13 protein-coding genes and 1 tRNA gene are annotated in these 12,615 nt (G+C 65.2%); 6 read left to right on the top strand and 8 right to left on the bottom strand.

Annotated features, from left to right (window positions below; all coding sequences use genetic code 11):
- The first annotated feature begins 22 nt into the window (after nucleotides 1–22).
- Entirely contained in the window at nucleotides 23–1,438 is a 1,416-nt protein-coding gene (locus tag KJQ96_RS29045; protein WP_213289797.1) for an amidase, read from the top strand.
- On the top strand, nucleotides 1,435–1,608 hold the full coding sequence (locus tag KJQ96_RS29040; RefSeq protein ID WP_213289796.1) for a hypothetical protein: 174 nt from the start codon (nucleotides 1,435–1,437) through the stop codon (nucleotides 1,606–1,608). The genes KJQ96_RS29045 and KJQ96_RS29040 overlap by 4 nt, the downstream gene beginning before the upstream one ends.
- A 20-nt stretch (nucleotides 1,609–1,628) precedes the next feature.
- Here the strand turns inward: KJQ96_RS29040 and KJQ96_RS29035 are convergent, their stop codons facing one another.
- The gene (locus KJQ96_RS29035; protein WP_213289795.1) at nucleotides 1,629–1,856 is read right to left on the bottom strand and encodes a hypothetical protein; all 228 of its coding nucleotides are present in this window, start codon (nucleotides 1,854–1,856) and stop codon (nucleotides 1,629–1,631) included.
- A gap of 211 nt (nucleotides 1,857–2,067) precedes the next feature.
- A complete protein-coding gene (locus tag KJQ96_RS29030; protein WP_213289794.1) occupies nucleotides 2,068–2,346 on the bottom strand; it encodes a hypothetical protein in 279 nt (92 codons plus the stop codon).
- A 209-nt stretch (nucleotides 2,347–2,555) separates the two neighbouring features.
- Between KJQ96_RS29030 and KJQ96_RS29025 the strand changes: the two genes are divergently transcribed.
- Entirely contained in the window at nucleotides 2,556–3,584 is a 1,029-nt protein-coding gene (locus KJQ96_RS29025) for a polysaccharide deacetylase family protein (RefSeq protein WP_213289793.1), read from the top strand.
- Between the two features lie 75 nt (nucleotides 3,585–3,659).
- On the opposite strand, the gene KJQ96_RS29020 is transcribed toward KJQ96_RS29025, so the two are convergent.
- The 6 genes from KJQ96_RS29020 to KJQ96_RS28995 all read right to left on the bottom strand — a co-directional run bounded on the left by KJQ96_RS29020 (nucleotide 3,660) and on the right by KJQ96_RS28995 (nucleotide 9,909).
- Nucleotides 3,660–4,064, bottom strand: coding sequence for a hypothetical protein (locus KJQ96_RS29020; RefSeq protein WP_213289792.1), 405 nt, complete (start codon nucleotides 4,062–4,064; stop codon nucleotides 3,660–3,662).
- 115 nt (nucleotides 4,065–4,179) lie between these two features.
- Nucleotides 4,180–5,706 (bottom strand): hypothetical protein, encoded by a 1,527-nt coding sequence (locus KJQ96_RS29015; protein WP_213289791.1) that lies wholly within the window; start codon nucleotides 5,704–5,706, stop codon nucleotides 4,180–4,182.
- 155 nt (nucleotides 5,707–5,861) lie between these two features.
- Nucleotides 5,862–5,934 (bottom strand) — tRNA-Thr (locus KJQ96_RS29010).
- A 95-nt stretch (nucleotides 5,935–6,029) separates the two neighbouring features.
- Nucleotides 6,030–7,808, bottom strand: a complete 1,779-nt coding sequence (locus KJQ96_RS29005) for a heme biosynthesis protein HemY (protein ID WP_213289790.1) — start codon at nucleotides 7,806–7,808, stop codon at nucleotides 6,030–6,032.
- Nucleotides 7,809–7,816: 8 nt separating this feature from the next.
- Complete coding sequence (locus KJQ96_RS29000; protein WP_213289789.1) at nucleotides 7,817–9,043, bottom strand: hypothetical protein; 1,227 nt, start codon at nucleotides 9,041–9,043, stop codon at nucleotides 7,817–7,819.
- A gap of 110 nt (nucleotides 9,044–9,153) precedes the next feature.
- On the bottom strand, nucleotides 9,154–9,909 hold the full coding sequence (locus tag KJQ96_RS28995) for a uroporphyrinogen-III synthase (protein WP_213289788.1): 756 nt from the start codon (nucleotides 9,907–9,909) through the stop codon (nucleotides 9,154–9,156).
- 144 nt (nucleotides 9,910–10,053) lie between these two features.
- Here KJQ96_RS28995 and tsaD point away from each other — a divergent pair, with 144 nt between their 5' ends.
- The 3 genes from tsaD to KJQ96_RS28980 are packed head-to-tail and all read left to right on the top strand — an operon-like array spanning nucleotide 10,054 to nucleotide 12,525.
- Nucleotides 10,054–11,127, top strand: coding sequence for a tRNA (adenosine(37)-N6)-threonylcarbamoyltransferase complex transferase subunit TsaD (gene tsaD / locus KJQ96_RS28990; protein ID WP_213289867.1), 1,074 nt, complete (start codon nucleotides 10,054–10,056; stop codon nucleotides 11,125–11,127).
- Nucleotide 11,128: 1 nt separating this feature from the next.
- A complete protein-coding gene (locus tag KJQ96_RS28985) occupies nucleotides 11,129–12,109 on the top strand; it encodes an NAD(P)H-dependent glycerol-3-phosphate dehydrogenase (protein ID WP_213289787.1) in 981 nt (326 codons plus the stop codon).
- Between the two features lie 2 nt (nucleotides 12,110–12,111).
- Nucleotides 12,112–12,525, top strand: coding sequence for an EVE domain-containing protein (locus KJQ96_RS28980; protein ID WP_213289786.1), 414 nt, complete (start codon nucleotides 12,112–12,114; stop codon nucleotides 12,523–12,525).
- Nucleotides 12,526–12,615 lie beyond the last annotated feature (90 nt).

Below are 12,615 nucleotides of genomic sequence, written 5' to 3'. Positions count from 1 at the left end.
GTAAAGCGCTGAAAGGATGCGCATGAGTCTCAATGCGCTCGGGCTTGCGGAAGCGGCGGCCGGCATCCGCGACGGCCAGCTCAGCTCAGTGGAGCTTGTCGCCGACTGCTTGAAACGCGTCGACGAAGCCGATCGCGACATCGAGGCGTGGGCATTCCTCGATCCCGACTATGCGATGCGGCAGGCCGAGGCTGCCGACGACCGCCGCAAGCAGGGCAAGGCCACAGGCCCGCTGCATGGCGTGCCGCTGGGCATCAAGGATATCTTCGATACCGGCGACATGCCGACGGAGTTCGGATCCAGCCTGTGGGCCGGACGCACGCCGCGCCGCGATGCGGCGGCGGTGGCGCGCCTGCGGGCGGCAGGGGCCGTGATCCTCGGCAAGACGGTGACGACCGAGTATGCCTATTTCAATCCCGGCAAGACCCGAAATCCGCACAACCCGGCTCACACGCCGGGTGGGTCGTCGTCGGGCTCCGCCGCGGCGGTTGCCGCGCTGATGGTGCCGGGCGCCATCGGCTCGCAGACCAACGGGTCCGTGATCCGCCCTGCCGCCTTCTGCGGGGTGGTTGGCTTCAAGCCGACACACGGTCTCATTCCACGGAGCGGCGCGCTATTGCTATCGCGGGCACTCGATCATGTCGGCGTGTTTGCGCGCTCGGTCGACGATGCAGCACTGCTGGCACAGACCCTTGCAGGTTTCGACGCGGAAGATCCGGATACGCGCCCCCTTGCCTCTCCGCCCTTTGTCGAAGTGGCGGCAAGTGAGCCGCCATTGCCGCCGCGGTTCGCCTTCGTGCGCTCGCCCGCGTGGAAGCATGTCGAGCAGGTGACGACGGAGGCGTTTGCCGAACTGGTGGAAGCGCTCGGCGAGCAAGTTTCGGAAGTCGAGATCGGCCCGAGTTTTGACCGCGCCGTCGACATGCACCGCACCGTCATGGAAGTGGAGATGGCGCACAACCTGCATCGCGATTTCGAGCAGGGCGGCGAGTCCCTGAGCCAGATGCTACGCGCTCTGATCGAGCGCGGCCGCCAGGTTGCGGCCGTCGACTACACGCGCGCCCTGGCCGGCAGCGCGCCGCTCAACGCGGCGCTCGACGGCGTGTTTGACGAATACGACGCGATTCTGACCCCGTCTGCACCGGGCCCGGCGCCGAGTGGTCTCGACAGTACCGGCAACCCCGTGTTCTGCTCGACGTGGACTTATCTCGGCACGCCGGCGGTGACGCTGCCGCTGCTGCAATCGGAAACCGGCCTGCCCATTGGCGTTCAATTGGTCGGGCGCCGCGGCAACGATGCTCGGCTCCTGCGAACGGCCAACTGGCTAATCAAAACTCTCGGAAAAGGCGGCCGCGGCAGAGCCGCGCCTGCCAAGGCGAGTGCCAAGACCGGTAACAAGACCAATACGCGTCGCGCGAAAACAAGGAGCGACAGATGACGAATTTCATCACCGGACTGATCGGCGTTGCCGGCGTCTGCGCGTTTCTCGGCATCATGCTCTGGTGGATCAAGGCGGTGCCGCTGATCATCATCTGCGTGCTGGTGATGGCGCTGCTGACCTACGATTTCTACCAATCGCTCCGCGCCAACGGAAACGGAGCGGGATAAGCCGCGGCCGCCGGGGCTGTCTACTGCCCGTGCCTCGCGAGCGTCTGCTGGCAGCCCTTGCTGATCTTGGCACGGTTCTGCTTCAGACAGGCGAGCACGATCTGGTCGCCATCCTGCATATGCGCCCGGCAGTACCGCGAGACGTCGCGCGAGCAGGCATCATGCCCCTTCTGCCGGTCCTGTTGGGACTGGGCCGAGGCGGCTGACGCGATCAAAACCAGGGGAATGACGAAAAGGATCTTGGTCATTTGCTGTGCCCTTACACCGGTAGAACGCAATCAGCGCGTTCTATAGCGGTTTCCAGCGACGTGGATACCGGTTTGCGTCAAGAAAACGCCTCAAAACGAGAATCGGGCGCTGAAATCAGGGCAGCAACGCAATTGTGAAGAGGGAAAGTGCGCTTGGTGGAACGCCTGCGTCGCATCGCCGCAAGCGTTCCCGGGAGCCGGAGTCGGCCGGCTATTGCGCGGCGAGCTTGCCCTTCTTCGCCGCGAGATCGCGATCCATCACGGTGCGGCAGCCTGCGCTCAGGTCAGCGCGATGCTTGATCATGCAAGCGGTGATCTTTGGAATATTCGGGATTTCCGAGCTGCAGAGCCGGAATGCGTCGCCGGTGCACATCTGCTGCTGCTCAGAGGTGAAGGCGAAGCTCGCGGTCGACGAAGCGGCGGCGAACGAGGCGGTCAGGGCCAGCACTAGGCTGACCTTGCGAACGGCACTGAAGAACACTGCGGTCATTGTCGGCTCCTGTTGGCTCGGCAGGCGAGCCCCGTTGTTGATGGCGGGAGCATGCGCCCGGAAACGCGGGTGGACTGTGACTGACCTCACTCGCGCATAAAGCCCTCATCTCCTTCACGTAACCGGCGCTTGTTCGCGAGACGTTAAGATATTGTTGGCATTAATGGCCCGTTGCGTGTGTGTACCCCGAATATGTGGAAAGAGTAGCGATGCGTAATGCGTTGGGCCTGATGCTGGCCAGTGTAGTGACGGCGCTGGTGATCACCGGCGTTTGGTACTGGACCTCCTCGCCGCGGACCGACGCGGCTCCACCCCAAACCGTTGCCGCCCGTGCGGCCGAGCCGGCGCCCGCCGCAGCCAGGCCCGCACTGAGGGACGACGTCGAGATCACGGCCTCGCTCTCGAAGCCGGCCCCTGCCCCCGCGCCCATTCCCGCAGCCCTGCCGTTGCGGTCGGCCTGCGCCAATCCCGACGCACTCGGCGTCAGCCGCACCGTCGTGATCGACACCACCGGCGGCCCCGGCTTCGGCTTCCTGCAATACAAGCAGTTCGACTTCCTGACCGACAAAGAGGTCGTGCTGACCTTCGACGACGGCCCGTGGCCGACCACGCCCGCCGTGCTCAAGGCGCTATCGGATGAATGCACCAAGGCCTTGTTCTTCCCGGTCGGCAAGCACACGACTTATCATCCCGAAATTCTCAAGCAGGTCGCCGCTGCCGGCCACACCATCGGCTCGCACACCTGGTCGCATGCTCATCTCGACAGCAAGAAACTGACCGAAGCGCAGGTCAAGGAAGAGATCGAGAAGGGCTTTAGCGCGGTGAAGATGGCGCTGGGGACCGCGCCCGCGCCGTTCTTCCGCTTCCCGGGGCTTGCGCACACGCAGCCGGCGCTGGGCTATCTCGCCTCGCGCAATATCTCGATGTTTTCGGTTGATGTCGATTCCAACGACTTCAAATCGTCGGGTCCCGACCAGGTCATCCAGAACGTCATGACCAAGCTCGACAAGCAGGGCAAGGGCGTCATCCTGATGCACGATCTGCAGAAGAGCACGGCGCAAGCTTTGCCGACATTGCTGCGCCGTCTGAAAGCCGGCGGTTACAAGGTCGTGCAGATGAAGGCCAAGGAGCAGCTCGAAACCCTGCCCGAATATGACGCGATGCTGGTGAAGGACCAGAAGATGCCGGCAGTTGCCAGCCGCCCGATCAGCAGCGTGGTACAGACGGTTTCGCAGTAAGCCGATAGGCTCAAGCGTCACGCAAAACGCGCCCCTCGGAATAATCCCGAGGGGCGCGTTTTGCTTTGGCAATGTTTACCAGTAGATCCCGTGGCGATGCAGCTCGCGGACGATGCGCGCTTCGATCCAGTGATGCCTGCGGCGCGGCTTCACGTTTCTCGACATGAACGCCGTTCTCCGGGCAACGGGCCTTGCGCGCTCGGCTCTCGACCGCTCCGCGGCAGGCTGTTGAACCTTTGCCGCCAGCTTGGGCGCTTCAGCCTTCGGTGTTTCAGCCTTCGCAGTCTCAGCTTTGGGCTCGATCGCCGGGCGCTCGACATATTTCGGCGATTCCGGCGGCTGCGGGACTTCAGCGGTTTTCGGTGCATCGACGGCCTTCGCGGACGCCCGCTCGATGCCGCCCAGCGACAAGCTCCGATCCCCAGCCAGGGCAGCAGTGGATGCCAAAACGAATCCTGCGATCAGAATGAATTTGCGCATAATGAAATCTCCCCGTTTGCTTGAGGGAGACTACGGCGAGCAGGCGGTTTCTTACGTGAGATAGGTCACGCACACCGATCTACCGCCGGATCGCGGCCCTCCGGGCGAGCGCTAGCTAAGACCGGGCCTGATCGGAGCGCCGCAGAATCTCTATTCCGTTGATTTCCTTTACGAGAACGTAGGGCTTCAGCAGCACGGAGAGCTCTGGATCGGCAGCGGCCCAACTACCCCAGTCGCTATTCTGGTTGTCGATCACAAGAACGTCGGGCGGTTGTTTCCTGAAATCCTCGATCAGGCCGGCACGCTCGCGCGCCACGTAGCCCGCGAGGCGGTCCGCCGTCGCCTGATCGATGGTCCCGTCCCGGAGCGCCTGACGAACGACTTCCCGTACCCAAAGCGCCTGCTGACGCGAGACCCATGTTCCCCCAAGCTCGCGCACCGCCGGATGACCGATGTCGTTCGCCGCACTCAGCATCAGCATCTTCGGCCGCGGCCCCATCAGCGTGACCTCCTCCTGGACGACCCGCGCATCGATGCTCACGGCGAACCGGAGGCATCCGTTTGCGAAGATAAGCGCGACGAGCAGCATTGCGCCGGCGCGAAGCCGGCGCGATGTTGTCTGCCCATCGCTGCCGGCCGCGACCGCCCAACCTGCGGCCAGCAATCCGAGCGCGACCATCGGATAGGCGTGATACCCCCATCCCTTGGCCTGCATGAAGAACGAGACCGCAAAGCCGAGCGATCCGGCCATCGTCACCAGCGCCGCCGTGTCCACTTTCTGCCGCCGGCTTAGCAATGTCAGCGTGACCATGATCGCCAGCACCCACAGCATTGTTGCTGTCGTCGGCAGAATGACGAGTAGCGGCAAGTTCGCCAGCAGATAGACGTCGCGCACCAGCGGATAGATCAGCGTAAAATACTCCGGATAGAATGCGACAATGCCGAGCGCATGGATCACGACCAGGGCTCCGGCGCTCCAGTTCTCCGGCGCGAACAGCACCCGCCAGTCTCGCGCTTGCGCGGCTGCGGTCAGAATGCAAAAGCCGACCGCGAAGACGAAGTACGGCTTGAAGTTCATGGTTGTCCCGGCGCACAGGCCGGCGATCAGGATCGCCGACGGCGCAACCCGCTCGCCATTGGCGCGCAGGATATAGACCGCAAGCGCCGGCAGCAGCGCCACCAGCGCCAGGTGTTCGCGCTGGCCGAAATCATACATCGGCAAAACGGTCAGCAGCGCGGTCGCCCATATGGCAGCCGCGCCACCGGCACGCTCGCGCAACGAGGAGAAACGCAAGGCCCGCCATGTCAGCGCCAGCGATGACGCGATCAATAGAAAGATCAGCCCGTTGGTCACGACCTCAGGCCGCATGTGAATCGCGCGTGCAACGACGACGCCGAGCATATAGACCGATCCCCCCATCGGCGGATTGGTCTCGAGGATGTCGACATACAAGCGCTGGCCGTCGAGCATGCGCTCGCTGATGGTCAGCCACCAGCTAACATCGACGTTGAAGGGCAGAACCCCTCGCAGCATGATCGCCACCATGAAGACGGCGACGACGGCATGCAGGGGAGTCGCGGTCCAGAATCCCTGGCGGGCGGCCTTGTCCCCGGGGGGACTCAGGCCGACATCGATCGACATGCAAAAATCCTGCGGTCGAGGAGGTTCAGGCAAGCTAGAAGGGGCAAGTTAACAAGAGATTGCAGGCATGCGAGCGCGCTCGCGTTGGTCGCGCAAGCTGATCGCCGGCGCCGAACGAGGAAATGCGAAGCTGGAAAGAAGTTTGAAAAGCGCGGTGCCGCAAACAGGACTCGAACCTGTGACCCCGTCATTACGAATGACGTGCTCTACCAACTGAGCTATTGCGGCGGACCGAAGCGGCGTCCGGGCGTTAGCCGCGAACGCCCGCACCTGATATCGGGCAGCGCCCCGATTGGCAAGAAAAACGCTAGGCCCCCGAAACGCTAGCTGTTGCCCCAGCGTGACAAAAATCCCCGCCAGCCGCCGGCCTGGGCCTTGGGCGGAGCGAGTTGTTCCGCGAATTCGTCCGCCGGGCCGTCCTCGTCGATGCCGGGGTCGTCCGGGGCTCGAATGAGGGCGATTACGGCGGGAATCGGGGCTGGAACCGTCTTTGGAATATCCTGCCGCGAACGGAACAACGGGGCCGGCTGGCTTGGTGCCGGTTCGGCCGGCTTCGGCGGGGCTGGCTCCGGTGTCGGAAGAATGGTGGCCGCTTCGGGGCGGGGGGCCTCGGCGGAAGGCACTTCGACGGTAGCCGCCGGTGGCGGCACATTGTCCTGCGCGGCCGGTGCCGCAGGCGGTTCGGGCGTGACGGGAGCAGTGGGCTCGGCAGGCTGCTCGTCCACGGCTTCAGGCGGCGCAATCACCACGGCACGGCGCGGCGTCGCCAGCATGGCTTCCTCGAACGGGGAGGATTCGATCGTGCTCGCCTTGTCGGACGGCAGGGCTGCGACCGGCGTCTGCCACTGGAAGGCATCGAGCCGTCCGGTGACGGGGGAGACCGGCCGCCAGCGGTCGCTGACATAGCCATCTGCGGTCCAGGCCGGATCGTGCAGCGCGCGCACCGCACGCAAGGTCCACGCGCGCGCCCGTCCCGAATCGCCATGCTCGGTGCGCTCGATCTCGGCCATCAATAACGCGACCCGCTGCGTCGGCTGAGCGATGAAGGGCGCCAGCGCCTCGCGTGCCTTGGTGAACTCAGACGCGTCGATCGCGGCGCGCGCAATCGCCAGCGCGCCCTCGATATGGCCGGGCGTCTTCTCTGCCAGCGTCTCGACCCGCACCAGCCGTTGGCGCGCGGAATCCCCGAGCTTCACATGGGCATAGGCATCGGCCAGATCCGGATGCGGCTGCGCCAGCCACGCCGTCTCGACAAGCCGCATCGAGCGCCGCACCTGGTGCGCTTCGCTCTCGAACTTGCTCGCCAGCACCGCGGCGGGTACCAGCGTCGGCGCCAGCTTGACCGCTTCCATCACGCTCTCGCGCGCCAAGTCGCGATCGACCTTTTCGAGTTCGAGCGCGCGTGCGGTGAGCAGCACGCCGCGCTGCCGGCGATAGGTCGCCTTATCGATCAGCCCGGCCGATTGATTGTTGTCGAGAATTTTTAGCGCACCGGCCCAGTCGCCCTTGGCGCAGCAGAAGCCGAGCACGGCGTGCGTTGCCCATGACGACGACGGCGACAGCTTCAGCGCTTCCTCGGCGAGCATGACAGCGGCGACCGGATCGTCGGCGCGCTGCGCCTCGATGAACAGGCCGCGCAGGCCCAATAGCCGCGTGTCTTCACGCTCGGCCATGGCGCGGAAGGCGCGCTGCGCACCCTCGCGGTCGCCGTCGAGCTGCGCCGATTGCGCATGCAGCAGCAGGGCCAGCGGATCATGCGCCGCATGCTTTCGCGCAGTGTCCGCGTGGATGCGGGCAGCCGTGGAATCGCCATGACCGATCGCGAGCAGGCCTTGCGTGATCGCATGCCGGCCGCGGGCCTGACGACGTTCGCGCTGGTTGCGGCGGATCCGTTGCGGCGTGCGCCACAGGCCGCGCAGGATCGCCCACAGCATCATCGCCGCAACGATGACGATGCCGAGCGCCAGCACGAACACCGGCAGCGTGGTCTGCGCGCGATAGCCGCCCCACGACAGCACGACATCGCCGGTCTGCTCGGCAATCCAGGCCGCGCCCGCTGCACCGAGCGCGATCAACAGCAGAAACAGAATGATCCGGACCATTGAATTCCTTATTGCGCCGGTTTGGCGAGCACGGCCATGGCCTCAGTCGCAAATTGACGGGATGCGGCCAGCGCGGCGTCGCGCGCATCGGCCGACTCAAGCCATGATTGCGCCGCGGCACGATCGGCCGGCTCCAGCGTCTTCAATTCCCGCCGCGCCTCGTTGAAATCGTTGCGCAGCGCAGCCGCCGTGATCCGCGCCACCACGGCGCCGCGGTCCGTGCCGACGGTATCGGTGCGTTCGATCTTGACCAGTTTGGCAGCGCCCGCCTGCAAACGGTCGACGATGCCGGTGCCGGTGGTGGCGGCGCTCTGTTGGGCCGGCAACATCTTTGGCACCAGCGCCAACAGTTCCGTGCTCAGCTTGCCGGCGTTCGGCACGCCCTTCTCCGCAAATTGATCGAGCGCCTTCAGCGCTTCGGGATTTGGTGCCAGCGCCTTGGCCGCGGCGAGCGCCGTCGGATAGGGATCGCCGATCCGGACCAGGACATCGAGCAGCGCTGCCGATACCACGCGGCGCAGCGGCATATCATCGGCAGGTTTGGCGTCGGCCGTCGTGCCGGCAAGCTTGCTGCCTTGTTGGGCGATCTCGGCGCTCTGCGCCCGCATCTGGCTCTCGACCTTGGCGATGCGTTCGGCGAAAGCGGCGAGATCAGGCGATGCGGTGCCGTCGCCACGCGGCGCCGATTTCACCTCGTTGATGGCAGATGCCAGCTTCTCGCCCTGCGCGCGCGCCGTGGCGAGTTCCCCGCGCAGCGTCGCGACCGACTTTTCAAGTGCGTCAGTGCGCGCGGCCACGGCGGGATCGGCCACGGGTTTGCTCAACTTGGATTCGAGGCCGGCGATCTGCGCGGTCAAACCGTCGATGGCGGCGGCGTTGAGCTGCGCGGTCTGCGATACGGAGGCCGGCTGAATCGCGGGCCAGCCCAGCATCCAGCCGACGCCGATCACCAGCGCCGCCGCGACCGCGCCGGAAACCGGCGCAATGACCCAGGGCGACACGGGCCGGGACGGCGGCTCCGCAACCCGTGACTCCTCAACTGGAGCCTCCTCAACCGGCGCTGGGGCGACCTCGGGCGCGGGTGCGGGTTCAGCGTCGGGCTCGGACGGCGCCTCGCCAGAACTCTTGGTCTCGCTCGATACTTCGGAGGCATCGAGATCGATGGTCGGCGGCTCACGCTTCGGCCGACCCGATTCGGGCAACGATCCAGTGTCTTCGGGCCTGTTATCGACCATCACGCGGTTCCCTTAAGGTGGTTAGATGCCGGAACTTAGCAGAATCGAGACGTCTTAGAGCATGATCCGGCCGTGGCGGCACCGGTTTTCCGATAAGACCATGCTCAGACTTAAAGATTAGGAGCCGATCGGGCCTGCAACGCCCGGTCCAGCGCCTCGAACAGGGCGTTTTCATCCGGTGAAACCGCCGTCGTGACCTGGGTCGCGCCGGCGTCCCGCAACACCGCGGCGACGCCTGCCGAAATGCAGCACTGCGGCAGCGCCAATGCCGAGATCTCGACGCCGCCGAAGCGCGCCGCCTCCAGAAACGCACGCGCGCTGCGCCGCGAGTAATGCAGCACGGCCTCGACCTCATGCGCCACGAAAGCGTCACATATTTCCCGCGGCAGGCTGGGCATGGGCACCATCCGGTAGGTGGTATGCGTCACCACCGTAAAGCCCTGTTCGCCGAGTTCGCCGGCAAGGTCGCGCGAGAGATCGGCGCCGGCAAGGTACAGGATCGGGCTCGTCTTCTTCAGTTGCTTCGATTTCGCGTTCGCCAGCACCAGATCGCGCAACGCGCCGGCGTCGCCCTTGGAGGCGATCACGTCGCCAAACCCCACATCGCGGGCCGCCGCCGCGGTATTTTCTCCGACCGCGAACAAAGGCAGTTTGAGAAGCCGGCTGTCGGCAAGATGGGGCGCGATGGCGCGCAGCGCCTTGGCGCTGGTGACGATGACGGCGCCATAGGTCGCGTCCGCATCGTCCTGGAACAGCACCGGCTCGAACCGCAGCATCGGCGCGCGCAGCACGTCGAACCCTCGCGCGTGGAGGGCCTTCGCCGTCATCTCATCATCCGGACTTGGTCGCGTCACGAGAACGGCCATATTTCAGATCTCCGCCAAACCGGTTTCGGGCACGCGCAGGCGATTGCACGTTGTGACCTCGTAATGCTACCCGGTTACGGAAGCGTTGTTTTTGGCGATAGCGCAAGGGCGAAACAAGGGTTCAAATTGGACAACGACAAGCCGATGCTGGTGCTGGGTATCGAGACCACCTGCGATGAAACCGCAGCCGCCGTGGTCGAGCGCCAGCGCGACGGAAGCGGAAAGATTCTATCCAATATCGTGCGCTCGCAGACCTCAGAACACGCCCGTTTCGGCGGCGTGGTGCCGGAGATCGCGGCGCGCGCCCATGTCGACCTGCTCGACGGGATCGTCGGCCAGGCCATGAAGGACGCCAATGTCGGCTTCGCGCAATTGTCGGCGGTCGCGGCCGCAGCAGGTCCCGGCCTGATCGGCGGCGTGATTGTCGGACTCACCACCGCGAAAGCGATCGCGATGGTTCATGACACGCCGCTGATCGCGGTCAATCATCTCGAAGCGCACGCGCTGACGCCGCGGCTCACTTGCGCGCTCGCCTTTCCCTATTGCCTGTTTCTCGCCTCCGGCGGTCACACCCAGATCGTCGCCGTGGTCGGCGTCGGCAAATATGTCCGGCTCGGCACCACCGTCGACGACGCGATGGGGGAAGCCTTCGATAAGGTCGCAAAGATGTTGTCGCTGCCCTATCCGGGCGGCCCTGAGGTCGAGCGCGCGGCGCGAAGCGGCGACGCCAAACGTTTCGCCTTCCCGCGGCCGATGCTCGGCCGGCCGGATGCGAATTTCTCGCTGTCGGGATTGAAGACGGCGGTTCGCAATGAGGCCAACCGCTTGGCGCCGCTGGAGCCCCAGGACGTCAGCGACCTCTGCGCCAGTTTTCAGGCCGCGGTGCTGGAATCGACCGCAGATCGGCTGAGCGTCGGCTTGAGACTGTTTCATGAGCAATTCGGCCCGCCCCGCGCGCTGGTCGCCGCCGGTGGCGTCGCCGCCAATCATGCCATTCGCGGGGCGCTGCAGGATGTCGCCTCGAGGGCGCAGACCACGCTGATCATCCCGCCGCCTGCGCTCTGCACCGATAACGGCGCCATGATCGCCTGGGCCGGCGCGGAGCGGATGGCGCTGGGATTGACCGATACGATGGATGCGCCGCCGCGCGCGCGCTGGCTGTTAGATGCCAACGCCACCGCGCCGGCCGGCTTCGCCAACACCCGCGCAGGATTCTGACATGACGTCCTTCAATTCCGTCGCGGTGATCGGCGGTGGCGCCTATGGCACCGCGCTCGCCTGCGCCGCGGTGCGCGCCGGCCGCAAGGTCGTGCTCTATGCGCGAAGCGCCGAAAGCGCCGCGCGGATGCAGACGACGCGGAACAATCCAAAACTACCCGACGTGAGCCTCGACGGCAGTATCAGCGTTACGGCCGACATCGCTGCCGCGGCGCGCGCGGACGTCGTCCTGCTTGCGACGCCTGCGCAAAGTTTGCGCGAAGCCGCGGCGACACTGGCGCCTCACCTCAAGCCAAAGATGCCCGTCGTCGCCTGTGCCAAGGGCATCGAGCGCGGCACCCACCGGTTCATGACCGAGATCATTGCCGAGACCATACCGGCTGCAATCCCGGCGATCCTGTCGGGACCGAACTTCGCCGACGACGTCGCGCGAGGCCTTCCGACCGCCGTGACGCTGGCGGCAAGGGACGAAAGGCTGGCGAGCCGTCTGGTGCAGGCGCTGGGCTCATCAACTTTCCGGCCCTATCACACCACGGACGTTCGCGGCGTCGAGATCGGCGGCTCGGCCAAGAATGTGCTGGCGATCGCAGCCGGGATCGTCGTCGGCCGTCAGCTCGGCGCCTCGGCGCTGGCCGCACTGACCACGCGCGGCTTCAGCGAACTCGCGCGCCTCGGCCGCGCTTGCGGCGCGCGCAGCGAAACGCTGGCGGGCCTATCGGGTCTCGGCGATCTGATCCTGAGTTGCTCCAGTCCGCAGTCTCGCAATTTGGCGTTCGGCATTGCGCTTGGGCGCGGCGAGCCGCCGAACCGCGACAAACTCGCCGAAGGCGAATTCACCGCACCGGTCTTGATCGAACTGGCGGCTTCGCAGAACGTCGATATGCCGGTATCAAATGCGGTCGCGGCGATCCTCGGCGGCAAAGTGACGATCGACGCGGCGATCGAAGGCCTGCTGACGCGGCCGTTCAAGGCGGAGGAATGACGATGGCGTACTGGCTGGTGAAATCTGAACCGTCGGCCTGGTCATGGGACCAGCAGGTCGCAAAGGGAACAAAAGGCGAAGCCTGGACTGGCGTGCGCAATTTCACCGCGCGCCAGAATCTGGTGAACATGAAGAAGGGCGACAAAGCCTTCTTCTATCATTCAAACGAGGGCAAGGAGATCGTCGGCATCGCGGAAGTCATCAAGGAAGCCTATCCCGATCCGACCGACAAGACCGGCAAGTTCGTCTGCGTCGACATCAAGGCCGACAAGCCGTTGAAGACACCGGTGACGATGGCCGCGATCAAGGCTGACAAGAAGCTCGCCGACATGGCGCTGGTGAAATATTCGCGGCTGTCGGTGCAGCCGGTCACGGCGGAAGAGTGGAAGCTGGTCTGCAAGATGGGCGGGATGTAAGGCGTCACATCGCGCAGATCTGTAGGGTGGGCAAAGCGCAGCGTGCCCACCATTCAGTATCCCGATGTCGATAGATGGTGGGCACGCTGC

This window comes from Bradyrhizobium sp. sGM-13, from assembly GCF_018398875.1.
Taxonomy (GTDB): domain Bacteria; phylum Pseudomonadota; class Alphaproteobacteria; order Rhizobiales; family Xanthobacteraceae; genus Bradyrhizobium.
The sequence above is the reverse complement of the archived record's forward strand: the minus strand, read 5'-3'. Positions and strand labels throughout refer to the sequence as shown.